Origin of the sequence: Hydrococcus rivularis NIES-593 (genome assembly GCF_001904635.1) — a bacterium.
Taxonomy (GTDB): Bacteria; Cyanobacteriota; Cyanobacteriia; order Cyanobacteriales; family Microcystaceae; genus Hydrococcus; species Hydrococcus rivularis.
The window spans coordinates 1-24798 of sequence record NZ_MRCB01000031.1; the positions used below are offsets into that span (position 1 = coordinate 1).

At 46.6% G+C, this 24798-nt stretch carries 21 protein-coding genes and 2 pseudogenes; 13 read left to right on the forward strand and 10 right to left on the reverse strand.

All coding sequences use genetic code 11. The annotated features are described in order from the left end of the window. The coding region (locus NIES593_RS19010) for an ester cyclase (protein WP_139253748.1) at positions 1–266 on the forward strand (266 nt) is incomplete at its 5' end. 45 nt (positions 267–311) lie between these two features. Here the strand turns inward: NIES593_RS19010 and NIES593_RS19015 are convergent. The 3 genes from NIES593_RS19015 to NIES593_RS19025 form a co-directional block, all read right to left on the reverse strand. Then, positions 312–1031 carry a hypothetical protein gene (locus NIES593_RS19015; RefSeq protein WP_073601080.1) on the reverse strand — a complete coding sequence of 240 codons (720 nt, stop codon included), beginning with the start codon at positions 1029–1031 and terminating at the stop codon, positions 312–314. Between the two features lie 388 nt (positions 1032–1419). Beyond that, entirely contained in the window at positions 1420–2049 is a 630-nt protein-coding gene (locus NIES593_RS19020) for a DedA family protein (RefSeq protein ID WP_073601081.1), read from the reverse strand. A gap of 110 nt (positions 2050–2159) precedes the next feature. Then, the gene (locus NIES593_RS19025; protein ID WP_073601082.1) at positions 2160–2408 is read right to left on the reverse strand and encodes a Ycf34 family protein; all 249 of its coding nucleotides are present in this window, start codon (positions 2406–2408) and stop codon (positions 2160–2162) included. Between the two features lie 111 nt (positions 2409–2519). Here NIES593_RS19025 and NIES593_RS19030 point away from each other — a divergent pair, with 111 nt between their 5' ends. From NIES593_RS19030 to NIES593_RS19055, 6 genes are all read left to right on the forward strand, one after another. Continuing rightward, entirely contained in the window at positions 2520–3758 is a 1239-nt protein-coding gene (locus NIES593_RS19030) for a tRNA nucleotidyltransferase/poly(A) polymerase-related protein (RefSeq protein ID WP_073601083.1), read from the forward strand. Positions 3759–3883: 125 nt separating this feature from the next. Continuing rightward, entirely contained in the window at positions 3884–5071 is a 1188-nt protein-coding gene (gene hpsO / locus NIES593_RS19035; RefSeq protein WP_073601084.1) for a hormogonium polysaccharide biosynthesis glycosyltransferase HpsO, read from the forward strand. Positions 5072–5246: 175 nt separating this feature from the next. Next, entirely contained in the window at positions 5247–6671 is a 1425-nt protein-coding gene (gene pyk, locus NIES593_RS19040; protein ID WP_073601127.1) for a pyruvate kinase, read from the forward strand. 39 nt (positions 6672–6710) lie between these two features. Next, positions 6711–7406, forward strand: a complete 696-nt coding sequence (locus NIES593_RS19045; protein WP_073601085.1) for a 2,3-bisphosphoglycerate-dependent phosphoglycerate mutase — start codon at positions 6711–6713, stop codon at positions 7404–7406. Between the two features lie 39 nt (positions 7407–7445). Next, positions 7446–7892, forward strand: coding sequence for a DUF1269 domain-containing protein (locus NIES593_RS19050; protein ID WP_073601086.1), 447 nt, complete (start codon positions 7446–7448; stop codon positions 7890–7892). A gap of 81 nt (positions 7893–7973) precedes the next feature. Next, positions 7974–9605: an alpha-D-glucose phosphate-specific phosphoglucomutase gene (locus NIES593_RS19055; protein ID WP_073601087.1), complete on the forward strand. Its 1632-nt coding sequence runs from the start codon at positions 7974–7976 to the stop codon at positions 9603–9605. Between the two features lie 17 nt (positions 9606–9622). Here NIES593_RS19055 and NIES593_RS19060 read toward each other — a convergent pair whose 3' ends face one another. Both NIES593_RS19060 and NIES593_RS19065 read right to left on the reverse strand, forming a co-directional pair. After that, positions 9623–12040, reverse strand: a complete 2418-nt coding sequence (locus tag NIES593_RS19060; protein WP_073601088.1) for a transglycosylase domain-containing protein — start codon at positions 12038–12040, stop codon at positions 9623–9625. A 373-nt stretch (positions 12041–12413) separates the two neighbouring features. Continuing rightward, positions 12414–12983 (reverse strand): Uma2 family endonuclease, encoded by a 570-nt coding sequence (locus NIES593_RS19065; RefSeq protein ID WP_073601128.1) that lies wholly within the window; start codon positions 12981–12983, stop codon positions 12414–12416. A gap of 211 nt (positions 12984–13194) precedes the next feature. Here NIES593_RS19065 and NIES593_RS19070 point away from each other — a divergent pair, with 211 nt between their 5' ends. Together NIES593_RS19070 and NIES593_RS19075 are read left to right on the forward strand one after the other, a co-directional pair. Next, on the forward strand, positions 13195–13437 hold the full coding sequence (locus NIES593_RS19070; protein WP_073601089.1) for an AbrB/MazE/SpoVT family DNA-binding domain-containing protein: 243 nt from the start codon (positions 13195–13197) through the stop codon (positions 13435–13437). Then, entirely contained in the window at positions 13431–13769 is a 339-nt protein-coding gene (locus NIES593_RS19075) for a type II toxin-antitoxin system PemK/MazF family toxin (protein ID WP_073601090.1), read from the forward strand. The genes NIES593_RS19070 and NIES593_RS19075 overlap by 7 nt, the downstream gene beginning before the upstream one ends. A 20-nt stretch (positions 13770–13789) precedes the next feature. Here the strand turns inward: NIES593_RS19075 and NIES593_RS19080 are convergent, their stop codons facing one another. Beyond that, a complete protein-coding gene (locus NIES593_RS19080; RefSeq protein WP_073601091.1) occupies positions 13790–14854 on the reverse strand; it encodes a tocopherol cyclase family protein in 1065 nt (354 codons plus the stop codon). Between the two features lie 175 nt (positions 14855–15029). Between NIES593_RS19080 and rplU the strand changes: the two genes are divergently transcribed. Further along, positions 15030–15452, forward strand: coding sequence for a 50S ribosomal protein L21 (rplU, locus tag NIES593_RS19085; RefSeq protein WP_073601092.1), 423 nt, complete (start codon positions 15030–15032; stop codon positions 15450–15452). Positions 15453–15514: 62 nt separating this feature from the next. Further along, complete coding sequence (gene rpmA, locus NIES593_RS19090; protein ID WP_015141970.1) at positions 15515–15790, forward strand: 50S ribosomal protein L27; 276 nt, start codon at positions 15515–15517, stop codon at positions 15788–15790. 85 nt (positions 15791–15875) lie between these two features. Here rpmA and NIES593_RS19095 read toward each other — a convergent pair. Continuing rightward, positions 15876–16058: pseudogene (locus NIES593_RS19095) on the reverse strand (cyanophycinase); the annotation flags it as partial. A gap of 640 nt (positions 16059–16698) precedes the next feature. Here NIES593_RS19095 and NIES593_RS19100 point away from each other — a divergent pair. Both NIES593_RS19100 and NIES593_RS25665 read left to right on the forward strand, forming a co-directional pair. Then, positions 16699–20649 carry a PAS domain-containing sensor histidine kinase gene (locus tag NIES593_RS19100; protein WP_073601093.1) on the forward strand — a complete coding sequence of 1317 codons (3951 nt, stop codon included), beginning with the start codon at positions 16699–16701 and terminating at the stop codon, positions 20647–20649. A gap of 89 nt (positions 20650–20738) precedes the next feature. Next, positions 20739–20852, forward strand: a pseudogene (locus NIES593_RS25665) (IS607 family transposase); the annotation flags it as partial. Positions 20853–20868: 16 nt separating this feature from the next. On the opposite strand, the gene NIES593_RS19110 reads toward NIES593_RS25665, so the two are convergent. From NIES593_RS19110 to NIES593_RS19120, 3 genes are all read right to left on the reverse strand, one after another. After that, on the reverse strand, positions 20869–22713 hold the full coding sequence (locus tag NIES593_RS19110; RefSeq protein ID WP_073601094.1) for a peptidoglycan D,D-transpeptidase FtsI family protein: 1845 nt from the start codon (positions 22711–22713) through the stop codon (positions 20869–20871). A gap of 78 nt (positions 22714–22791) precedes the next feature. Continuing rightward, positions 22792–23286: a hypothetical protein gene (locus NIES593_RS19115; protein WP_073601095.1), complete on the reverse strand. Its 495-nt coding sequence runs from the start codon at positions 23284–23286 to the stop codon at positions 22792–22794. A 98-nt stretch (positions 23287–23384) separates the two neighbouring features. Beyond that, positions 23385–24752 carry a serine/threonine-protein kinase gene (locus NIES593_RS19120; protein ID WP_073601096.1) on the reverse strand — a complete coding sequence of 456 codons (1368 nt, stop codon included), beginning with the start codon at positions 24750–24752 and terminating at the stop codon, positions 23385–23387. Positions 24753–24798 lie beyond the last annotated feature (46 nt).

A 24798-nucleotide genomic window follows, 5' to 3' on the forward strand; every position in this document is an offset into this window, starting at 1 on the left:
GCAGTAATAATTACAGCCTTAGCGTAAGTTTCTGTACGGTTGCTACCAAAACGCCATCGATTAACTATCATCGCGGCGATCGCGTTGTCTATCGTCACGTTTTACGAGGCGCTCAAACTGGAAAGTTTATGGGAGTTCCGCCGACGGGTAAGTGGGTGAGTGGGAATGGTTTTACTCTCCTGCGCCTATCTGGAGACAAGATTGTGGAAATGTGGTACGAAACAAACTTGTTAGAAGTCATGAAACAACTAGGAGCGATTTCTTAGACAACGCGATCGCTTTTTTTAGTCAAGTAAATTTTGACCGTGCCTTTAGCCAGAAAAGGTTCGATAGCGCCATTTATTAAGCTGCCAAGACGCGATCGCCGACGGACTTTGCAACTCTGCCACTTGACTTTTCAGTCTAACAATCAATTTAGCCTGTTGTTCGCACTGCTGTTGCAAATTCCCATAACTTTCTGCTTTTTCTTTGGCTAGCTTTCGCTCAAAGGCTAACTGATTTTGTAAGTAGCTAATATCTCGCTCCTTAACTTCCAACTGCTGTTGTAAATAGCTAATGTCTCGCTCCTTGGCTTCCAACTGCTGTTGCAGTGCCTCATAGCTTTCTAAGCGTTCTTTGGGGGGGGGGGGTTGCTCGACAGCCAATCGCTCTTGTAACTCTTTAATAATACGGTCTTTGGCTTCCAACTGCTGTTTGAGCAGATCGCTTTCGTCTGCTGGTGCTGCTTTTGCAGAAGTCTGGCCGCTGGAAGTATGGACAGAATTAGCTTCGCTGGATTCAATTGTTGGCGAGTCGCTTGCGTGCGATCGCACTTCAGGTTTTTGTGCGACTGGCGTTGGCGAGTCATCTACGTGCCGCACTTCATATTTTTCTTCAGCTTTGTCTGAGGCTGGCTTTTCACCATTGGCATTAGGCACGGTCTCAAAACCCATCAAAGCCATCCAGCTCATCCACACTTGAGCCATTGCTTCAGTCCAAGACTGAGCGGATTCTTTTGCTGCTTTATTCCAAAAAGCCATATTTTTTTCCATATATCCCTCCTTTCGATCCGAGTGCGAGTCTATTTAAGATGCAAAAAAACGGATTTTGCTAGTTCTCCTTTGCCTTCATTTATAGCTCGTTATGCCAACCAGTATCTCTCGAACTCGAATAGAGTTTTCTATCCTTAGTTTAACTTTTATTATTTTTTACAAAGGCGAGATTTTTTTATGATTATGCTTTTAGAAATTACTCTTTGCTAAAGACGAAGCCAGTCGCGATCGTGACGGCAAATATAGGAATTTTCGCTCGCGCCAAAGCTAAAATGGTTAGAGCGAGCGATTACCTTACGAAACCTTTTTCTCGTTCGGAGTTTCTCGAAATACTTTCTAAATACTCATTCTAATTAAACTTTTAAAAGACGAGAGATCGATCTTCTCTTCATCCTCCAGCCTGCTGTTTCAGTTTGCGAGATTCTCGCCAATAGGTTACGGTAACCCAGGCTACGACCAACAGCAGAGCCAGAATTCCAAATTGGGTAATTCCATGTACCAATTGATGCAAAGGAATTAACCGCCCGCAGAAAAATGATAAGGTTACCATAATCGATGCCCAAACAGCAGCCCCACCGAAATTACACAATAAAAATTGCGAGTAGGGCATTTGAGCGATTCCTGCCATTGGTCCTGCAAAAATCCGCAATAACGTGACAAATCGACCGAAAAATACAGCTCTAGGAGCGTTGAGACTAAACTGTTTCCTCGCTTTTTCTAGTTGGTGTTCGTGAATCCTAAAAAAGCGTCCCAACTGCAATAAAAATTGCCAGCCACCGATCCTGCCGATCCAGTAACCTAAATTATCGCCAAAAACCGCTCCTGCGATCGCGCTTGCCAGCACGAGCCAGTAGTTTAACTCCCCACTCCCCGCTAAGAAGCCTCCAACTATAGTGATTGTCTCGCCAGGAATGGGAATCCCCATATTTTCTAAAGCGATCCCAATAAAAACAGCCCAATAACCGTATTGACTTGCAAGTTCCTGGATATTATCTAGCGACAAAAGCTCTAATGACATTTAAACCGTTCTTTACAAAGGTTTACTTCTTATCACATCTTGACGCGATCCAGGCATAAGTGTCAATTTCAAAGAAAAAGGAAGAAGTAAAAAAAATTGACCTTTTACCTTTAAGTTGGTATTGGTTCGCCGGGGCGAAGTTTTGCCCATTTGCCAGTTTCGCGCAAGAAACTGTTGCAGCCAACAACATCCCACTCCATTTCAATGTATTCGCCTTTAGTACGAATATTAACATTGATAGTAGGTTCGTTTGGCTCGAAATCAGGATTTTCGGTTAAATGGGGTTGTTGATGCTGATGTTCTACCGAGTGGTAGGTTTGGCAGCGATCGACAAAGTAGCAGTTCACACAAATACACATGGCTCTAACTCGATCCCACTTTTTTGTTAATCTAGCTCAGGCAAGCCATTGATGACCAACTCTTTAGATTGATTTTTGTAAAGTATTGATTTTTCTAAAGTTCTGAATTGAATGTTCTGGCAAAAAAAATTAGCGCTTTTACTTGGGAACCATTTGCCTTTCAGCATAGATTGTCTGCCGCCGACGGCTTGTCTGGTTGGCGGTGCGGTGCGCGATGCGCTGCTCGATCGTCAAAGAGATTATTTAGACTTAGACTTTGTTTTGCCAGAATTAGCGGTAGAGGTGGCACGAAAAATTGCCGAGTGCTATCGGGCTGGATTCGTCGTCCTAGACGAACGGCGTCGAATTGCTAGAGTAGTCTTTAAGCAGGGGACGGTAGATTTTGCCCAGCAGGAAGGAGACAGCCTAGAAACCGATTTGCGACGACGGGATTTTACTATTAACGCGATCGCTTACAATCCCCACCGACAAGAGTTAATCGATCCGCTAGGGGGATTAGTCGATCTAGAACAAAGAAAGCTAAGAATGGTGTCGCCAGGCAATCTTAAAGACGATCCCCTGCGTCTATTACGGGCTTATCGCCAAGCTGCTCAACTGAATTTCACCATCGAAGCGACTACAAGAGCAACGATTCGTCAATTAGCGCCTCTGCTGGGCACAATAGCGGCAGAAAGGGTACAAAACGAGTTGGGGCATTTACTGGTGGCTCATCCCAGAGGAAATATTTGGTTGGCGACAGCTTGGGAAGATGGGTTGCTCAAACCTTGGCTTAAAAATACAACGGCAGAAAAATTACAACAAGTCGAAAGAATAGAAAGGTCGGCTGACATCTTGCCAGATCTCGTTAATAAACCCTTTTCCCTATCTCCAGAAACCATCGAGATGGCAAAGCTTGCCTGCTTGTTGGCTTCTAATCCACAAGAAGCCGAAATGGAGCTAGTTAAATTAAAGTACTCTCGCGCCCATATTCGGACGATTACAACGGCTTTAAAATATTTGCCTCAATTGCAGCAGAATGCTACTTCTATGAGCCTTAGAGAACAATATTTTTTCTTTTTAGGCGTGGGAGACGTTTTTCCAACTTTAGCGTTGTTAGCCATGGCTGTAGGAGTCGATCGCGATGCAATTGCCATGCTAGCTAATCGCTATTTCGATAAGAGCGATCCCGTTGCTCATCCCAAGCCATTAGTTAAGGGTCACGACTTGATAAAACATCTTTGCCTTGCATCTGGTCCGAAGATCGGCAAATTACTCACCGAGCTGCAAATAGCCTACATTGAAGGCAAAATTTCCACGGCTGGAGAAGCATTGCATCTGGCTAAGATTCTCTTGCAATCTAACAATTTTTAGATTTATGGAGCATTCGATTGAAAGATAAACTTGGACTTACTACTATATCAATTTCGTTAAGGTAGAAATTATGTAGTATTTGTAGTATTTAAAGAATCCCAACAGCAGAAAGACGAACTTTTTTTATGAGAATATTAGTAGCCAGCCATACCTATATCGTTGCTCTTAATTGCGAAAAATTAAGAACTTTGGCGCACTTAGAACCAGGAGTTGAAGTAACTGTCGTTGTTCCAAAGCGATGGCAACCGGGTGGCGTTCAGAACCAAATTATTGAAACCAAAGCTTGGAGCGATGGTAGCTTTCGCGTCATTCCTATCTCAAATTTCAGTCAAAATAATCAAGGATTGCTAACTTTTGGTTGGGAGATTATTAGTTTACTAAAACAGTTTCGACCGCAAATTATTCAAGTCGAACAAGGATCGAAATCTTTTGCCTATGCTCAATTAATTACGCTCAATCGCTTATTAGGATTGAAGGCAAAAAATGTTTTCTTTACTTGGTGGAATATTCCCTATCAATCCAAATTTCCTGTTTCAGTATTAGAAAATTACAATCTCACTCATACCGATGGACTGGTTGCTGGCAATCTAGATGCTGCGGAGATTCTGCGGGATCGTGGCTATAAAAAAGCCGTAACAGTCATGCCTCAACTCGGAGTAGACGAACGGCTATTTTCTCGTCGCCTCCAACCCGAATTAGCTTCTCAATTAGGGATTAAATCTGAGGAATTTGTTGTTGGATTCGTAGGACGTTTTGTCCCAGAAAAAGGGATCTTAACGCTAGTTAAAGCCTTGACAGGTTTACAAGAATTGCCCTGGAAGCTTTTGTTATTAGGAAGAGGAAGTCTCAAAGAAACAATTATTACAGAGGCTAGCAAGGCAGGAATTAAAGACAGATTAATTATTCTAGAAAGTGTTCCTCACCATGAAGTTCCTCGCTATATTAATTTAATGAATGTGCTGGTTTTGCCATCAGAAACAACCGATCGATTTAAGACGCTAACGGCTGCCGGTTGGAAAGAACAATTCGGTCATGTTTTGATTGAGGCGATGGCTACTAAAATACCAGTAATTGGTTCTAATTCTGGGGAAATTCCTAATGTTATTGGCGAGGCAGGTTTAGTGTTTCCCGAAGGCAATGTTGAAGCATTGCGTCATTGTATTCGACAGATAATAGAACAGCCAGAATTGTCGCAGAAGTTAGCCGAAATGGGATATAAGAGAGTTATAGAAAAGTATACTAATAAAGCTTTAGCTCAACAATTATTAGCTTTTTATAAAAAGCTTTTAGTAGCTAGAGAAGAAAATCTCTAAATTCAACTCAATTTTAGGATTAACGAATCATTTTAAAATCAGTGCGTTTGCCGATACAATTGCTTGTCGGCGAATTAATTTAAGTATTTTATCTAAAGATTTCAATTAAAATAAAATGCGATCGCATCATAAAAAATATCTATGGCTCGATCGCTATTTTGCCAAAAGAGTACTTATGAAACTTCTCATGCACCGTACTAAGATTGTTGCTACTATTGGTCCGGCAAGTAGTTCTCCAGAAATCCTCAAGCGAATGATCCAAGCTGGGATGAATGTAGCGCGGTTAAATTTTTCTCATGGAAGCTATGAAGAACACGCCCGTAGGGTTTCGTTGCTGCGTTCCGTTTCTCAGGAGTTAGAGACTTCTATAACATTACTTCAAGATCTTCAGGGACCTAAAATCCGAGTGGGCGAACTGCCTGACGGTTCGATTCCCCTCAACGAGGGCGAATTTCTCACCTTAGTTCCAATCGCCGAATTTACCGAGCAACCTAATACCGTATCTATAGATTATCCTTATTTAGCCCAAGAAGCCGAACCGGGGACGCAAGTATTGCTCGATGACGGTTTGTTGGAATTAAAAATCGAAAAAATTCAAGGGAATGCCCTTATTTGTCAAGTTATCGAAGGGGGTATCCTTAAAAGTCGTAAAGGGGTGAATTTACCCAGCGTAGATTTGCGTCTACCGTCGATGACGGAAAAAGACGAACGGGATCTCGAATTCGGACTATCTCAGGGAGTAGACTGGGTTTCCTTGAGTTTCGTTCGCAAAGCAGAAGATCTTCGCACTCTCAAAGAATTTTTGGCGGCAAAAGGAGCAAATGACTTGCCCGTTATCGCCAAAATAGAGAAACCCCAGGCGATCGCAAACTTAGAAGCTATTCTAGCAGAGTGTGACGGCTTGATGGTGGCGCGGGGAGATTTGGGCGTAGAAATGAATCCCGAAAAAGTGCCGATGTTGCAAAAGCGGATTATTGGGATGTGCAATCGCAAGAACATTCCGGTTATCACGGCAACGCAGATGCTCGATAGCATGATTCGCAATGCCCGCCCCACTCGCGCCGAAGCTAGTGACGTTGCTAATGCTATTGTGGACGGAACTGACGCTGTCATGCTATCAGGAGAGTCGGCAGTGGGAGATTTCCCGGTTAAATCGGTAGAAATGCTCGTCAAGATTGCCAATGAAGTCGAAAAAGACATTCAATTCGTCAATCATCCACCAGCAGAAACTGACGAAACCCACGCCTTGAGCGAAGCCCTCAACGCTATTGACAAAATTCTCAATCTGCGCTATGTAGTTACCTTCACCACTACAGATTATACGTCTCGAATTGCTGCGGGAGAGCGTCCTAGAGCGCCAGTAATTGCTTTTACATCTAGCCCCAAAGTATACCATCGCTTAAACCTGATTTGGGGAGTCATGCCCATCCTGCTCGATCGCGAGGTGGAATCCTTTGAAGATTTGGTCGAGCAAGCTGAAACTTATTTAATTCAACAAAATTTAGCATCTGTTGGGGATTGTATTTTGATTATGGCAGGAATTCCCACACAACATTCGCGAGGAACCAATTTTCTCAAAATTCACAAGATTGGTCAGTAGCCAGCAAGCAATGACTGGACAACAAAGGACAAATGACAAATGGCAAAACTCATTCTCATTCGTCACGGCGAAAGTATCTGGAACGCCGCCAACAAATTTACAGGTTGGGTTGACGTTCCCTTAAGCAGGCGAGGTCGTGCAGAAGCAACGATTGCCTCCGCGAAATTAAGACACTACCGGGTAGATGTCTGCTTCACCAGTCTCTTAGTTCGGGCAATGGAAACGGCAATCCTGTGCCTGACTGAATATGAAGAAATCTGCGGTGGAAAGACTCCTATTTTTCAACACGCAGCAGACGACCCAGAATGGCACGGTTGGGATAAATATGAAGGCAATCCCAATGAAGAACTGCCCATTTTTCTCTCTCAGGCACTAGACGAACGCTATTACGGTCAGTTGCAAGGCTTGAATAAAGCGCAAACTGCCGAAAAGTATGGCAAAGAAAAAGTACGCGAGTGGCGGCGTTCCTACTATACTCCACCTCCGGGCGGGGAGAGTTTAGAGGATACGCAAAAACGAGTCATTCCTTACTTTACCAGTCGCATTCTCACCCATATCAAGCACGGCGATACAGTGCTAGTGGCGGCTCACGGCAATTCCTTGCGTGCCATGATTATGAAACTGGAAAATCTCAGTCCCGAAGAAGTCCCTAATCTCGAACTCACTACTGGCGTTCCTATCGTCTACGAACTCGATTCAGAAACGAATATTGTTGATAAAATCATTCTCAACTAATCGGGGAATTTTTCTTGTTTAAAATTTAAAGCAAAAAATATGAGCGAACTTGTTGCAATCGGATTTCAAAATAAATTTGAAGCAGATGAAGTAATGCTCTCACTGCTAAAACTAGAACAGGAGCATCTTGTCGATCTCGAAGATGCCGTTGTCGTAACTAAAAATTCGGCAGGTAAAATCAGAATTAAACCTTATTACGATCTAGTAGTTGCAGCTAGTGGAATGAGTGGCAACTTTTGGGGGAGGTTACTGACGACGCTAATGGAGGGATCCGATCCTGAGACATTAGCCAAAATCGGCATCGATAAGTTATTTATCCAGAAGATCGAACAGACAATGAAGCCAGACACCTCTGCTATTTTCGTCTTAGTGAGAAAAGCCGAGCCAGATAAAATTGTAGAAGAACTGGGAAAATTTAAAGGCAGAATCTTGCGAACCTCTTTATCGAAGCAGGAGGCGGCAGAACTGGAGGCACTTTTATTTTAAAAACAATACAAACTTTTGACTTTATCTGATAAGAATGTTTGAGTATTTCTGTGAGTAAAACTCGATAAATTCTATTAGCTTATGAATATACGCACTGTCTCAACCACTCCTTTCCCCGACCAAAAACCCGGAACTTCAGGACTGCGAAAATCAGTTAAAGTCTTTCAGTCGCCCCACTATCTAGAGAACTTCGTCCAGTCCATCTTCGATACCCTCAATTGCCAAGGTCAAACCCTAGTTATCGGCGGTGACGGTCGCTATTACAATCGCCAAGCCATTCAGACGATCCTAAAAATGGCGGCAGCTAATGGCGTAGGACGAATACTGGTCGGTCAGGGTGGCATTCTATCAACGCCAGCTGCTTCCTGCGTCATTCGCGAGAACAAGGCTTTTGGCGGTATTATCCTTTCAGCTAGCCACAATCCCGGCGGTCCGGACGGCGACTTTGGGATCAAGTACAATGTTACTAATGGCGGACCCGCACCCGAAAAAGTTACCGAAGCCATTTATGCCCGGACTCAAGTTATAGACAGCTACAAAATCTTAGAAGCAGCAGATATCAATCTCGATCGCCCCGGTTCTTTTGTGCTGGGAACGATGGACGTAGAGGTTATCGATCCCGTCGCCCCTTACGTCAAATTAATGGAGTCCCTCTTCGACTTCGATCGCATTAGCACTTTGCTGACCTCTGGAAACTTTCGTATGTGCATGGATTCCCTCCATGCCGTAACCGGACCCTACGCCAAGGCAATTTTTGAGCAACGTCTGGGCGCGCCCGCAGGAACGGTAATCAACGGCGTTCCCTTGGAAGATTTTGGCGGCGGTCATCCCGATCCCAATTTAGTCTATGCGCGCGAGTTAGTAGACATTCTCTATGGCGACGATGCGCCGGATTTCGGGGCAGCTTCCGATGGAGACGGCGATCGCAATATGATTTTGGGTCGCAAGTTTTTTGTCACTCCTAGCGACAGCCTCGCCATCCTCACGGCGAATGCCCATCTCGTGCCGGGATACCAAGATGGATTGGCAGGAGTTGCCCGTTCTATGCCCACTAGCGCAGCAGTTGACCGGGTAGCCTCTCAACTCAGTATCGATTGCTATGAAACCCCGACGGGTTGGAAATTCTTTGGCAATCTGCTAGACGCAGGCAAAATCACTCTCTGCGGCGAAGAAAGCTTCGGGACGGGTTCTAACCACGTTCGCGAAAAAGATGGCTTGTGGGCAGTTCTTTTCTGGCTCAACATTCTAGCTGCGCGGGGCGAATCGGTCGAACAAATCGTTCGCGGTCACTGGCAAAAATACGGTCGCAATTTTTATTCCCGTCACGACTATGAAGAAGTCGATGCAGCGAGGGCTAATGAAATGGTAGAACGCCTGCGTTCTCTACTTCCAAATCTCAAAGGAAAGCTATTTGGCAACTATCAAGTCGCCTATAGCGATGACTTTAGCTATACCGATCCTATAGATGGCAGCGTCAGCCAAAAACAAGGTATTCGTATCGGTTTTACCGATGGTTCGCGCATTATCTTTCGTCTCTCCGGTACGGGAACGAAAGGGGCAACCGTGCGAGTGTATCTAGAAAGCTACGAACCCGATGCCAGCAAGCACGATCTCGATCCCCAAGAAGCGCTCGCACCCTTGATTGGCATTGCCCAAGAAATCGCCCAGATTAGAGAGTTTACGGGAAGGGAAGCACCGACGGTAATTACGTAACCTCAACTCCTATCATGTTAATCTTTTCGAGAGGCGGGAGGGGCTGGGGGAGTAAAAGTAGAAGCAGGAGGGGGAACTGCTGGAGCCGTCGTCGGTTTGGGAGCAGCAGGAGCGGGTTCTGGCGCTCGATTGACTGGCGCTGGCGCTACCCGACGAGAATATCCCGATCGCGATCGCCGAGGGCGATAAACTTTTCGTTCCGGTCGAACGTAGGTAGCAGTGCTTCGATCGCGTCGCAAACGCCGTCTCCTGCGAGGGACGCTAGCTTCGCCTACCGCACCGACGCGTTCGCCATCCGGGTTAGTTGCTGTGGTGTAATTATAATAACTGCGCCTGGGCTTAATCGGTTCGGCTTTGATGGTTCCTTGGCGACCCTCTATTCGACTGGGAAGATCTGGAAAAGATTCGCTAGGTATGTCTTCAGCCGCTTCTAACATAAATTGCCGCCAGGTAGCCGCCGCCGTACTGCTTTGACCCCAAGTGGCTTGATTGTTGTCGTTTCCCAACCAGACTCCGGTCACTAATTGAGGGATATAGCCAACAAACCATAGGTCGCGAGCTTTGTCAGAGGTGCCCGTTTTCCCCGCTACGGCTCGCCCGATTTGGGCAGCAACGCCGGTTCCGCCATCGACCACCCCTCGCAACATCCAGGTTACGATCGCTGCCGTATCCGGATCGATCGCTTCTTGAGCTTTAAAGTTCGCTTGATAGATAACCCTTCCCCGGCGATCGAGAATGCGACTAATTCCGTAAGGGGGTTGGCGAACGCCTCGATTGGCTAGCGTGCCATAGGCGCTGGTCAGTTCTAGAAGATTGACTTCGGACGCGCCCAAGGCAAGCGAATAGGTGGGGAAAAGCTTCGATTCGATGCCCATTTTTTGGGCGATTTTGATAATTGGATTCCAACCGACCTCTACCAGCACTCGCACGGCTACGACATTCAGCGAGTCAGAAATCGCGTTGCGCATAGAGACTTGAGCGCCGCTATATCTGTCGCCATAGTTTTCTGGTTTGTAGCCATCGACGACGTATTCCGCATCTGGAAAACGACGATTGGGCGAAAAACCCGCCGCGATCGCCGTTGTATAGACAAAGGTTTTAAAGGTCGAACCGGGTTGGCGTTTGGCTTGCGTTACGCGATTGAATTCATTTTTGCCAAAATCCGTTCCTCCAACCATCGCTTTAATTTGACCGTTGCGGGGATCGATGGCAACAATAGCCGCTTGCTCGAAACGCTGCCATTTGCCGTAGCGCTCTACGGTTCTCTCGATGGTTTCTTCGGCATGTCTCTGCCAGCGAGGGTTAAGCGTTGTTTCGACGACAATTCCTCCCGCCTTGAGTACCTCTGGGGATACGTACTTGGGAAGTTCTTTTTGAATGTATTCGGTAAAGTAAGGCGCTTTCCGTTCCAAACGCTTGAGCTTGCCTTGCTTGACTTCTAGAGGCGAGGCAATCGCCGCTTCGGCTTCTTGGGCTGTAATCAATCCTTGAGCTTGCATCTTTCTAAGAACTTGATTTCTACGTTCCTTGGCGGCTTTCGGATTGTCTAGCGGCGAATAAACGCTGGGGGCTGGAACGATTCCTGCCAGCGTTGCCGCTTCCGCCAGGGTTAGTTCGCCTACGGGTTTGCTAAAATAAACCCAGGCTGCGTCGGCAATGCCATAGGCGCCCGACCCCAGATACACGAGATTGAGATAGCGCTCTAAAATTTGCTCTTTATCAAAATCTTCCTCAATTTTTTTTGCCAGTCGCATTTCTTTGAACTTGCGTCCGACGTTGCGCTCTTGGTTTAAGAATGTGATGCGCGCTAGCTGCTGGGTAATAGTACTGCCTCCCTCTACCACTCTCCCAGCTTGCAGGTTGGTAACGATGGCTCTGGCAATGCCCAAGAAATCGACTCCTTGGTGTTCTTGAAAGCGGCGGTCTTCGCTGGCAATAAACGCTTTGCTAACGCGATCGGGAATTTGCCATATTTTTAGTTTTTCGTGAGTCACCGGACCGATTTCTTGCAAGATCGTGCCATCGGCTGCTTCGATCGTTATCGTTCCTGGCCGAGTATAGGTCAAGATTTCATCTACCGAATCCGGCAATCCGCTTTCTATATAGTACGCTCCTGCACCAAGCGCGATCGCGCCGCCGCCCAGGGCAACCCCGGTACCCATCAAAAACCAAAATCTGGGACGATAATGGCGAAAAACTCCTTGAGAAAGTGCTTTGAAACGACTGGAAAAATTAGCCAACAGGACGGGAAGACGCAATGATTTCGTTCTTTGTTTCTGTTTTTTTGCGGTAGGTTTTCGTCGCCTCCGTGAGTTAGGTTGAGGAGGAGAAGGCGATTCCGAGCGAGTTTCGGAGTTAGACTCCAATTTCTCGGCGGTCGCGCGAAGAAATTGACTCAACCGTTTTTTTGCCTTGGGGTTGAACTTTTTGAACACGTTACCTTCTCAAGCGATCGGGACTGGTAAAATTCCAGTGTCGAGCTGTCTAGTACCGCTTATCATAGCTCATTTTTTGAGGAGCGAAAGCAAGCCTTACAACAAGGACTGCCACCAAAGACTTTCAGTTCCAAACACGCGCGAGAGGCGCTCTACATCTAGTTACTATAATTAACGATTGAAAATAATTACTTTTGATATTCCTCCACAAACTACATTCGTAAGCGGTCAAACAAGTGCAAGCAGTGATGCTGTACGTCAACAAAAGGGCAAATCCATTCAAACCACCGCCATCATTGCCGGTAGCCAATCGGAGAAGTTTTCTGTGACTCGATGGGAATCAGTCGGATAACAGGTAGATTAGCCATCGCAGTTAAAGAATTCCTCCCAAATCTAACACAAAACCTGGTAGCACATTCTCTCCATCCAACTGAGTTGGGTTGGTTAAAACTTCTACGGGTTGTCCGATTCTATAAATTTCCACGGTTTTGAGCATCGGGTCGAGCAACCATCCCAATCGCACCTCATTATCGAGATACTCTTGCATTTTGTTTTGCAGTTCTTTGGGGCTATCCGATGGAGATCGCAATTCGACGACAAAATCTGGGGCGATGGGAGGAAACGTTTGTCTTTGTTGGTCGGTTAAATTTTCCCAGCGAGAACGTTGTATCAAACTAGCATCGGGAGAACGGAAAGCACCACTGGGCAATTGAAACATGGTTGAAGAATCAAAAGCTACGCCCGTACCGTCTTTTTTTGCCCAAACCGTCAATTGAGCTGTCAGCCAACTATTTCTCATTCCGCTTTCTTCACCCGTGGGCGACATGACAACTAATTCTCCTCGCGCGGTCAGTTCTAGTTTGGCATCGGGATTGGTATAACACAGTTGGATAAACTGTTCGGCGCTCAAATGAATGACTGGTTCTAACTTCAACGTAACCATTGCGATCGCTCCAAACAGGTAAGCGGGCAAAACCCCGTTCCCGGATAGAACAAATATACCATAAGGCGAGGGAGATGAAAAAGAAGGAATCATTCTTTTACATCCGATTAAAACTATGATTAAAATACGTTTGTTCTTTTCTCCGCTCCTCGTATAAACTAAGTATATACTTAGAATTAATAAAGTATAAATCATCCAAAAGGAGATCGTTTTGTCTACCAATATCGGCAAATGGGGCAATAGTTTAGGGCTAAGGATACCGGGATGGGTAGCCGAACAAATTCATCTCAACGAAGGGGACGAAGTTACCTTTTCTGTTGAAGGCTCCCGATTAGTTGTTACACCAGTTCGTCGCAGGAAATACACGCTTTCCGAACTCCTCGATGGGATGAGCGAGGACAATTTACACACGGAAATTGATTGGGGAGAGCCTATGGGACGAGAAGTATGGTAGAAGAATATGTTCCCAGCAGAGGAGATATTATTCGGCTTTCATTTAGCCCGCAACGAGGGCGAGAGCAGGCAGGAGTTCGTCCAGCTTTAGTCGTTTCACCACAAGCTTACAATCAGATTTCTCATTCGATTCTGGCTTGTCCAATTACCAGCCGCCTCAAAGGATGGCGATTTGAAGTACCTCTCCCTCAAGGACTGACAACTTATGGCGTAGTTTTATCCGACCAAATTCGCGTATTTGATTGGCAAGTTAGAAACGCTCAATTTGTCGAAAACGCTCCCCAAGAGTTGGTTGATGAAGTTTTAGCTCGATTAGCACCTTTAGTAACGTGAGTTTAGTAACGCGAGCGATCTCAAAACACCCAAGCTTCATCCCAGGGTGCGCCACCGACTTCCAAACCGCATAAAAAACTCTCTGCTCTCAGAAGCGTTCTCCCATTAATTTCTCGCAATTCTAACAATAATCGCCCATTCATCGTATCCCGACAGCGAAAGCTTAAACCGTCTTCTGTCGGCACGCGCACCAAAGTTCCAGGGCGATCGCACTTGCCAATAAGCAATATTTCAAATTGATGATTTCTTGCTTGTATCTCCCACCTTCCCCACGGCTGAACTCGCCAACTGACTTGGGAATTCCAAGGCACGAACTCATAAAACTTGCCCTGGTAGTGAAGGCAAATTAACCCAACTGACTCCATCCACCACAAGACTTTTCTTCTTCCCCCGCCGGCAGTTAAAGCAAGATCGGGATGGCAAATAAAACTATTACAGTTAATCCAGAACCATTTTTGCGGAAAAGAACGACCCCAGTTTTTTTCGCTATAGGCTGGGGCATTGGTAAAATTGTAGCGATCGCCATTCCAATCGATCCAACCCGTCGCTAAGCCATGAGCCATCAAAATCTGCCATCCGGGTTCAAAAATAGGCAAATAAGACATTAAACCGCCAGTCGCTTGTTGCGGTAAATTGGGATTGCCCCAGCCATAGATTGGCTGAATTTCGTAGTGCCATCGGCAATAAAACTGACTGCCCGGATCTCGAATATAGCCTTGATTTAACCTTGCAGTGGCTTGATATCCCTCCTGCATTTCCCGCTCAAACGAGGCAGGAGCGAGTCGTTGGCAGGAATGTTTTCCATTAGTTCGTCTGGTGTGCCCCAAACCTAGATAATCTCTCGCGCCCCAAAAACTCCGCACGTCGGGAAAGGTGCGCCAAAGATAGCGATCGCCCGCACCGAGGATTTGAGCCGCACCGCCACTGTGAGGTTTACCTCCGATGGGATCTTCGATCGAATACATAAAGCCAAAGCTTTGCCCCCATTCGGTAAGAGTGACTCGATAGTACCACCCTTCAAAAAAGCGATCGCCATTACCATCCCAGTGATAGCCGCTATGCGGGGTTTGGAGTGAATTTGCCATATCGCAAAGTTGACAATTTAATTTTTTTTTGACATAACTGTAACTAATCTAAGATAATAAAAGATCGTGTGTCTAACTCCTGCTCGGACCAGGTTAAGACATCAACCAAAAGCAAAAAAATATTTTCAGAATTGATTTTCTGCTACCTGTACGGCAATTTACTGGAACTAGAGAAATGACCTACGCAATTATTGAGACTGGCGGCAAGCAACTACGGGTAGAACCGGGTCGCTTTTATGATATCGAACTTCTTCCTGTCGAAGCGGATAGTAAATATACCATAGACAAAGTTTTACTGATAAACCACGATGGCGAAGTTTCCATCGGTCAACCTTTCGTCGAAGGCGCGATCGTAGAAGGTACGGTAATGAGACATCTGCGAGGACGAAAAGTCATCGTCTACAAGATGAAACCAAAGAAGAAAACCCGTAAAAAGCGGGGACATCGCCAGGAACTTACTCGCCTGATGATTGATTCGATCGGTCTTAATGGAACGGTTATCGCTTCTGCATCCGCCCAGGCACAGACAGCAGCAACACCCGCCAATGAAGAAAGTTCTGCAAGCGAGTCTGAGACCCAAGAAACAACCAAAGCCTAGGCGAAACAAATAAAATAGATTTGGAATAGTCAAGTAGGAAATTAAAGTTAAAGTAAGAAACTATGGCTCATAAGAAAGGAACTGGTAGTACTCGTAACGGGCGCGACTCCAATGCCAAACGCTTAGGGGTTAAGCGCTATGGCGGTCAGTTGGTCAAAGCTGGTAACATCCTCGTTCGCCAGCGCGGGACCAAATTTCATCCCGGAAACAATGTCGGTAGAGGCAGCGACGATACTCTATTTGCTTTAGTCGATGGGATCGTAACTTTTGAATACAAAGATAGAAGCCGCAAGAAAGTGAGCGTTTATCCGGTTGCCCAGGAGACTACGGTAGCTTAAAATAGGCGTTGGAGGGGCAGGTTGTAAAACCTGCCCCTCATCAGTCGGAGACAATCGCGGAGACTAAGACTACTAAAAGCTGGATCTAACTTGCGATCGCAGCTGAATGATTAGTTTGAGAAACAACTGGTCGGCGAGTTTTCAGGTTAAAGCGGAATCCGTGGGGCAGAACGTGCAATTTGACTCCACACACAGCCATCGGTTCGTCTTTTAGCACTTCATCCAAATTATTATAAGTTGCTTCAGATTCATCCACAATTGTAACAGACATAAAATCCTCTTATACAGTTATCAGTTATTAGCGACCAGAAATTCCGTACGGGCACAGGATTTTGCGCCCGTACGATTGTTTAATTTGGGTCGCAGTGCATCTGTAGAGCGATCGCTCTTTTATCGCTAGAAATCCTTAAAAAAACTAAAACAACTTAGATTATAGAAATAGTGCTGCTTTGGTAGAGTCCGCCAATAGTCATAAATTTTTCTGGCTATGAAAATCAAAGCTTTCTATCTTTTCTATCTAAAGATAGAAGAAAAAAGTCTTTCCGATTGGTAAGCACACTATATAGCAATCCCAAATCATTTGTGAATGTAGTGCGCAAAGCAAAGCCTGTCCTTCTTTACATCCGTCGCGATCGCGAGCGAAAGCTCTCCTGCAATACAATTTTTATGAATCAATTAGAATTGCCATGTTTCCCAATCGGCTTGCCACACGCGCTACTACTAGAAAAAATAGTCAAGATTTGTATCCTACTGTATAAAAACAATCTGGCGTTCCTTGTAATTTTGAAGAGTTTGTTAGCCTAAAAAAGGCGATATAAAGGTTTTTTAGAATGGTTCTGTTGGCTTAAATTTTCTAAAACTTTAGATATTGCGCCTATCTACGGGATTAGTTCCTAAGTATATCTTCAATGCTAGAACTGTTGCAAAACTTCTTTTCTTCTCGGCAGTTTATTCCTCACGGACATTGCTACCTCTGGAAGTCGGAGTTAGTATGGCTCCATCTGTTGTCGGATTCCCTAATCGCGCTAGCTTATTATTCCATTCCGATTATGCTGGTCTACTTCGTTCGCCAGCGACGAGATGTTCCCTTTAAAGGAATTTTCTGGATGTTTAGCGCCTTTATTACTGCCTGCGGCACGACTCATATGATGGAAGTTTGGACGCTTTGGCATCCGACCTATTGGCTTTCCGGGTCGATTAAAGCGATTACAGCATTAGTTTCTCTCTACACTGCCTCAGAACTGTATCCTTTAATTCCCCAGGCACTTTCCCTACCGAGCCCCGAACAATTAGAGATTGCCAACCGAGCGCTAGCTGAGGAGATCGAAGAGCGCCAGCAAGCAGAAGCCGAGATCCGCAAGCTTAATGCCGAGTTAGAACAACGAGTTAGCGATCGCACTGCCGAGCTTGAGGCGGTTTCACTAGAAGCCCAGAATTATGCTGCCCAACTTGTATTAGCAATGGATATTGCCCAAATGGGAGCTTGGAACTGGGATATGAAAGCCAATAAAGTCGAATTGACGGTTCGAGGCAGACAGATTTTTGACTATAACGACACAGAAGAAGTTACCTATGAAAATTGGAAAGAGCGAGGGCATCCTAACGATATAGAGCGAGTTGAAGCATTAGTTCAAAAAGCTTTGAACGATAGAGAAGATTATAAAGCGCAGTATCGGGTAATTGGGTCGGATGGCAAGGTGCGCTGGGTGGATGCATTAGGGCGATTCTACTATGATACCGAAGGTCGTCCGGTGAGAATGGTCGGCGTCGTTTCTGATATTAGCGATCGCAAGCTGGCCGAGGAAGCCCTCAAAAAGAGCGAGGAACGCTATCGGGTACTAGCTGAAAACATTCCGCCAATGGTTTGGATTGCCCGTCCCGATGGGGTTGTGGAATACATGAACCAACGCTGGTTCGACTATACAGGACTGCAACCGCACGAAACCCTGGGGTGGGACTGGCAGCAAGTTCTGCATCCCGACGATCGCCTCTTGACCTTCCAGCAATGGACGACCAGTCTGGCGACAGGCAACCCCTATGAAGTTCAATATCGCTTGAGACGCTACGATGGCGAGTATCGCTGGCACATCGGGCGGGGCATTCCCATCCGCGACGATCGCGGGGTCATTACTTATTGGTTCGGAACCTGTACCGATATCGACGATCGCATGCGTGCCGAAGCCGTCGTGCACGAAAAAATGGCAATCCTGAATGCGGTCAATCAAGCCACAGCCACCCTAATCTTTGCCAAAGATCGGCAGGGGCGCGTGCTGATGGCTAATCCAGAGACGCTCCGCCTGATGGGCAAGTCGGAAAATGAAGTTCTCGGTCGCACGGATGTGGATTTCCAGATCGACCGCGAACAGGCACGGCAGATTATGGAACACGATCGCTCCGTGATGGAAACCGGTCAGATGCAAGTCTTCGAGGAACAAGTGAGCTTGCCCGAAGGAATGCGCACGTTTCTGGCAACCAAATCGCCTTATCGGGACGAACGGGGCAATGTCATCGGCACGATCGGCGTAGCAACTGATATCACCGATCGCAAGCGAGCCGAACGAGAGTTGCAAGAGAGCGAACGCCGCTATGCTACCCTCGCTCAACTATCACCCGTCGGGATCTTTCGCTGCGATCGCGAGGGCAACTGTATTTATGCCAACGAGCGCTGGCTCGAAATCGCCGGACTCTCGTCCGAAGAAGCACGCGGCACGGGTTGGAAGGGCGCGCTTCACCCCGACGAGCGCGAGCGAGTCATTAATGAATGGAAGCAAGCGGTTGAGGAAAGTCAGCCTTTTTATTCGGAATATCGCTTCCAACGCCCAGACGGAACGATTAGCTGGGTGTTGGGACAAGCGCTGCCCGAAACTGAAGCCGACGGTCAAGTTATTAGCTATGTCGGAACGATTACCGATATTACCGAACACAAGCAAATAGAAGATGCATTGCGCCAGAGCGAGGAAAAGCGTCGATTAACCCTAGCTTTAACTCATATCGGTAGTTGGGATTGGAATATTGAGGAAAATATTTTAACTTGGAACGAAAACCATTTCCGATTGCTGGGATTGCGACCAGGAGAAATAGAAAGCAGCTATCAGACGTGGCGCGATCGCGTTCACCCCGAAGATATCGAACGGGTCGAGCAAGCCCTTGCCCGTGCCGTGGTCGATCGAGCCGATTTTGAAGCCGAATACCGCATCATCTACCCGAATGGAACCGTTCGTTGGCTGATGAGCAAAGGTCGGGGGCTTTATGACGAGCACAGAAAGCCAATACGGATGCTTGGGGTAGTTTTCGACATCAGCGATCGCAAGCAGGCGGAGGAAGCGCTGCGAGAAAGCGAAGACCGTTTCCGGCGTTCGATTCTCGATGCGCCGCTCCCCATCATTCTCCATGCCGAAGATGGAGAAGTCTTGTTCGTTAACCGTATCTGGACAGAAATAACAGGCTACGCACCAGAAGATATTCCCACGATCGCCGATTGGACTCGACGCGCCTATGGAGAACGCTCACAAGAGGTCAAAGCTATCATCGATCGCCTCTACAGCTTGGACAGATCGGTCAGAGAGGGAGAATTTACCATCAGAACGCGCACGGGAGCGACCCGCATTTGGGACTTTTCTTCTGCTCCCTTGGGAAAACTGCCCGATGGCAGGCGTTTGGTCATCAGTACGGCACTTGACGTGACCGGACGAAAGCAAACCGAAGAAGCGCTGCGAGAGAGCGAAGAACAATATCGCATGACCTTCGATTTGGCAGCGGTTGGCGTTTGTCACGTAGCTCTCGACGGTCGCTGGCTACGATTTAATCAAAAAATTTGCGAAATCACAGGCTATAGCCGCGAGGAGTTGATGGGGATGACCTATCAGGAAATTATCCATCCAGACGACTTGGAAAGCGATCGCAATTACGTTCGTCAGTTAGTAGCCGGAGAAATTCCCAATTTTTTGATGGAGAAACGATACATCCGCAAAGATGGCTCTACCGTTTGGGTCAATCTCGCCGTCTCGCTAGCCCGCGAAGCCGTTTCCAGCGACGGTGGCGATCGCCTGGGAAGACCGAAATACATCATCGGAGTCGTCGAAGACATCAGCGATCGCAAGCAAGCCGAACTCCAGCTTCAGCAACAAGCAAGCGAACTCAGCCAGTTGAACGCAGCCTTGACGCAAACAACTTCCCAGTTAGCAAAACGCAATCAAGAGCTGGATCGCTTCGTCTATGTCGTCTCGCATGACCTCAAAGCTCCATTGCGAGCGATCGCCAATCTCTCTCAATGGATCGAAGAAGACCTCGAAGGGCAACTTCCCGAAGAAAACCAATACCAGATGGAGCTTCTGCGGCAAAGAGTCTATCGCATGGAGAGCCTCATCGACGGATTACTACAATATTCTCGCGTCGGTCGTAGCGAAGTTACCGCAGAAACTGTGAACGTTGGCGAACTGCTTGACGAGGTACTCGATTCCCTTGCTCCTCCAGCTACTTTTACCATCTCCGCACCACCCCAGATGCCAACAATCGTCGCCAAACGGTTGCTTCTCACCCAGGTGTTTGCCAATCTGATTGGCAATGCCATCAAACACCACCATCGTCCCAACGGGCGCATTGAGATTGCTGCTACAGAAAAAGGAGACTACTATGAATTTGCCATAACTGATGACGGACCTGGCATCGCTCCCGAATATCACGAAAGGATTTTTGGTATCTTTCAAACGCTCAAAGCCAACCACTCCCATGAAAGCACTGGAATCGGTTTATCCATTGTTAAAAAAATTATTGAAACTGAGGGAGGCGAGATAGTCCTGGAGTCAGAGTTAGACAAAGGAGCGACTTTCCGCTTTACTTGGCCCAAGTCAAAAAGTTAATGCAGATTTTTGCGAATTGGTATATAATCCAAACTATTAAGGTATAGTCATATATAGTCAGACATAATCTTCTATGTTAATATAAGAATATGAAACTATCTGACTATGCCAAATCAAAAGGAATAAGTTATCAAACCGCCTGGAGGATGTGGAAGAGAGGCGATCTTAAAGCTACTCAACTACCTTCAGGTACTATTATTGTTGATGTTAATCAACCTATTATTCATCAGTTACCTTCTGCGATGGCGGCATCCCCTTTAAGGAAATCAGCGCTTCCATAACCAATTTAGCAACGGGTGCTGCGACAGTAGAGCCAAAGGTATTTTCGCCCTTGGGTTCGTCCACGACGACGAGAATGACGTAGCGAGGAGATTCAACCGGGAAAATTCCCACAAAGCTGGTAATTTTGGCGCCGGGAATATAGCCTCCACTCGCGCCCGCTTTTTGTGCCGTTCCTGTTTTTCCGGCGATGCGATAGCCGGGAATTCGAGCGGGTTTGCCCGTCCCGTCAGTCACGACGGTTTCCATCATTTCTACAACTTCTCGGCTAGTCTTGGGCGAGAAAATCCGATGAGTCTTAAAAGAAGGTTGCCAATGGAGATATCCTTTAGCATCGACTAATCCTCGCACTACGTGAGGCGTGACCAGCTTGCCGCCATTAGCTAGGGCACCATGTAGCTGGACTAATTTTATCGGAGTTAGGGAAAAGCCTTGACCGAAGGAAGCGGTAGCAGCTTCAATCGCCTTGGCACTAAATTCGGATTCGCTTTTGAGAGATCCGGCAACCTCGCCGGGGAGATCGATTCCTACTCTTTTTCCGAGTTCGAGTTTCTGGAGACTTTTGTAGTAATCTTTGCGACTCAGTCGATTCATGATTTGAATCATGGCGATATTGCTAGAAGTTTGCAAGACTTCCGCTATACTCAACGAGCCAAATTTTTCTCGAGTGGCATTGTAGATCTCCCAGCCATCGACAGTAATCGAGCCAGAGTCATAGAAGCGACTGTTGGGTTCGATCGCGCCTCGCTCTAGCGCGATCGCGATATTGATTGGCTTAAAGGTCGAACCGGGTTCGTAGCGATCGGCAACCGTCCAATTTTTAAACAGTTCGACTTGAGAGCGATGGTACTGATTGGGATTAAAGATTGGCTCGCAAACGAGCGTTACCAGAGAGCCATCGGTTGCATCCATAACGATGACCGCACCTCGTTTGGCATGATATTTTCTCAGTTGTTGCTTTAGGGCAGAACGAGCTACTCTTTGCAGGCGCAGGTCGATAGTGAGTTGCAACTGCAAATGGTCGAAATTCAAGAGATTTTTAGGCAGATAGGCTGGCACGATCGTCCCATCTCTAGAACTTCTAAGCGAGAAGCTCGTCGAGTTTCTCTCTAGCAACGGTTGCTGGCTGCTTTCGACTCCTGCCTGACCTTTATACTCGCGATCGACGTAACCTACTGCTTCGGCAGCCATTTCTTGTTGCGGATAAAAACGGGAATAGCGTTCTTGTACGTCGATGCCATTAAAATTTAATTTCTTGATTTTCTCGGCAATATCTTCTGTCAAACTCGCAGAAAGGAGAATTCCCGTTTTTTGCCGTCTAAACTGCTCTAGCAGGTTTTGCTCGGTCGTGTCTCCTAAAGACTGGGCAAGCTTGGTTGCAACTTTCTCTTTTGGTGACTCGAACAGTTGCGGATGCACGAAAAGGCTATAAGTTAGCCGACTGGTAGCGAGTACGTTTCCTTGGCTATCGACGATCGTTCGTCGAGGAATGTAAGGACGGACGTTGATGACTTGCTGCTGTCTTGCTTTTTGCCGCAGTTCGTCAGCCTGAACTATTTGTAACTGATACAGCCTCCATCCCAAGCCGACACATCCAGCTACCATGACTCCCCAAACGAGAAGTAACCTGAACTTCGGTAACTTAGTAGGGTTGAGTTCGGTTTTGGCTTTGGAAAGAGAGCGACGGGAATTCTGACGGGGAGAAGGTCTTTTTTTGTGTGATGGTTGTTTTTTCGCGCGATCTCTGGCTCTTGAGAATGTGACTTTGGAGGTTGAATCAGTCATTGGTTGTTGTTTGTTTGTTACTGGTTATTAGTTATTTGGAGAAAATTTTTTGCCAACTAACTACTAACCACTAACAATTTAGTAGGCTACGGGAGTTTTACCGATGATGGGTTTATATTTAGCAGTCGCTTTTTGCGGTTGGCTTCGAGAAGGCACGGGTGTTGGAGAAAGAAAGAGGATTTGACCCGGATGAAGATTAGCGAGTCCTGTTTCCGGTTTTTCGGCTTGTTGGGCGAGTTGGTTTTTTATCGTTTCATTCATCGCTGTTAGATGACGTTCGTGCCGCTGCAAAGTTTCTAGTTTTTTATACTCCTGACCCCAGATCCTGGGAGTATAAACGCTCCAGGCATAAATTCCCAATACGGAAGCTACCAGGCAAAAAGCAATCCCAGATGACAGCTTTTGTAAGAATAGGAGCGATCGCCATTGAGGAGATAATCGATGCGATCGCGGGGGCAATGGTTTGACATTTGGCTGCGATGCTGACGAAGCAGCCAAAGGACGAGTTGCTCTGTGGGAACGAGAATTTCTCGGTAACGTTACCGATCTTTTAGAATGATTGTGCAAAGACATATCCGACCCTACGGTTAATGGTGTATATTTTAGGGGCATTATAACCGTCAAGAGTCGGAATTCAGAATTTAAGTTTCCTTGAGTCTTGTTAAAATTCTTTAGAAAAAACGCGAGAGAATTAAATAAATCAAGCGAAAAATTGCTGTAATCGCGATCGCGGTTGCTCCTCCCAAAACGGCAATAATCGCGACAACCGAAATGGCTAACCCGCCCCGCAGGGCTGGGATCGACATGAGTAGGAATGTCAGAACCGCCAAAATTGGTAAATCCTTGCCCTCAATTCCCCGGCGATATAGCGTATAAATCAGTCCTCCCAAGCACATTCCCCATAAACCAAGAGCGATACCGGGGAAAGGCAATAAGCTGGTAAAAGCAATGTATGATAAAGCCCCCTCAAATCCCATAAAAGCTGCACTACCAAGCACTTCTAGCAAGGAAAAAGGCTTTCGCGTTGACAGTGCAGCAGCAGTTGGATTAGCGGGCGAGGGTTGAAGTTGAGTTTTAGTGACCGACTGCGGTCGTTCGAGGGCATTGAGGACGTCCTGGGCTGACTGAAAGCGATCTTTGGGGGTTGGTAAAAGCATGCGATCTAAGATGGCAGCCAAGGAATCGCTCACTTGCGGGGCATGAGTCCGCCAATTCCAGCCATGATGATAAGAATCGTAAAGTTCCTCCGGTTTTTTCCCCGTCAGTAAATTCAGGCAAGTGGTTGCCAAGGCATATAAATCGGTCGAGGGATACACTTGAGAACCTGCCATTTGTTCGGGCGGCGCAAATCCCATCGAATAAATCCCTGTAGATTTTCCCGACGACGGGCTACCTATTGCCTGTTGCTTGACAGCACCAAAATCGAGCAGATACAAGCGCCCGTTGCGATCGCGCATGATATTAGAAGGTTTGATATCTCGATGGATCGAGCCATTTTCGTGAACGAATTTGAGAACTTTCAGCATTTCTGTCAGGAGATGGCGGATTTGGGCTTCCGAGAATTGTCCTCGATCGATCAGTTCTTCTTCTAACGTTTGTCCGTCAATAAATTCCTGTACTAAATAAAAAAACCGATCTTGTTGGCCGCTAGACCGATTGGGAGCGATTAACGGAAAAAAAGCATATAAATCGGGGATTTGCTCGTGTCGGTTGCCTAAGTTTTCTAGTACGATGGCTTCCCTTTCAAACAGATTCTGGGCAATTTCTAGCTGCTGCTGATTTAAATTTCCGCTAGGTTGAAACTGTTTGACAACGCACGATCGCAGGGTGGGAGAAAAGCGATCGCAAGCCAGATAGGCTGCCCCAAATCCCCCCTGTCCCAACAATCGTACTGGTATGTAATGCCCTCCCAAAATTAGTGGCATGCCGCAGCTAGTACAGTATTTCTGCTGAACGCTTTTTAGCGTTGAGGGATCGTCGAGATCGGCAAAAAGATTTTTAGGGCGAGGACAACCCGGACGAGTGCAAAGAATTTCCATGGATGCATAAATCCAATTCGCAATTCACAATTGGCAATTCGCAATT

Bases quoted from the DNA above. Each gene is read 5' to 3' on its own strand.
- rpmA (WP_015141970.1), top strand. From the start codon at position 15,515: ATGGCTCATAAGAAAGGAACTGGTAGTACTCGTAACGGGCGCGACTCC.
- NIES593_RS19120 (WP_073601096.1), bottom strand. From the start codon at position 24,752: ATGGAAATTCTTTGCACTCGTCCGGGTTGTCCTCGCCCTAAAAATCTT.
- NIES593_RS19030 (WP_073601083.1), top strand. From the start codon at position 2,520: ATGTTCTGGCAAAAAAAATTAGCGCTTTTACTTGGGAACCATTTGCCT.
- NIES593_RS19110 (WP_073601094.1), bottom strand. From the start codon at position 22,713: ATGACTGATTCAACCTCCAAAGTCACATTCTCAAGAGCCAGAGATCGC.
- NIES593_RS19115 (WP_073601095.1), bottom strand. From the start codon at position 23,286: ATGTCTTTGCACAATCATTCTAAAAGATCGGTAACGTTACCGAGAAAT.
- NIES593_RS19020 (WP_073601081.1), bottom strand. From the start codon at position 2,049: ATGTCATTAGAGCTTTTGTCGCTAGATAATATCCAGGAACTTGCAAGT.
- NIES593_RS19075 (WP_073601090.1), top strand. From the start codon at position 13,431: ATGGTAGAAGAATATGTTCCCAGCAGAGGAGATATTATTCGGCTTTCA.
- NIES593_RS19100 (WP_073601093.1), top strand. From the start codon at position 16,699: ATGCTAGAACTGTTGCAAAACTTCTTTTCTTCTCGGCAGTTTATTCCT.
- NIES593_RS19025 (WP_073601082.1), bottom strand. From the start codon at position 2,408: ATGTGTATTTGTGTGAACTGCTACTTTGTCGATCGCTGCCAAACCTAC.
- NIES593_RS19065 (WP_073601128.1), bottom strand. From the start codon at position 12,983: ATGGTTACGTTGAAGTTAGAACCAGTCATTCATTTGAGCGCCGAACAG.
- NIES593_RS19015 (WP_073601080.1), bottom strand. From the start codon at position 1,031: ATGGAAAAAAATATGGCTTTTTGGAATAAAGCAGCAAAAGAATCCGCT.
- NIES593_RS19055 (WP_073601087.1), top strand. From the start codon at position 7,974: ATGAATATACGCACTGTCTCAACCACTCCTTTCCCCGACCAAAAACCC.
- pyk (WP_073601127.1), top strand. From the start codon at position 5,247: ATGAAACTTCTCATGCACCGTACTAAGATTGTTGCTACTATTGGTCCG.
- NIES593_RS19080 (WP_073601091.1), bottom strand. From the start codon at position 14,854: ATGGCAAATTCACTCCAAACCCCGCATAGCGGCTATCACTGGGATGGT.
- rplU (WP_073601092.1), top strand. From the start codon at position 15,030: ATGACCTACGCAATTATTGAGACTGGCGGCAAGCAACTACGGGTAGAA.
- hpsO (WP_073601084.1), top strand. From the start codon at position 3,884: ATGAGAATATTAGTAGCCAGCCATACCTATATCGTTGCTCTTAATTGC.
- NIES593_RS19050 (WP_073601086.1), top strand. From the start codon at position 7,446: ATGAGCGAACTTGTTGCAATCGGATTTCAAAATAAATTTGAAGCAGAT.
- NIES593_RS19045 (WP_073601085.1), top strand. From the start codon at position 6,711: ATGGCAAAACTCATTCTCATTCGTCACGGCGAAAGTATCTGGAACGCC.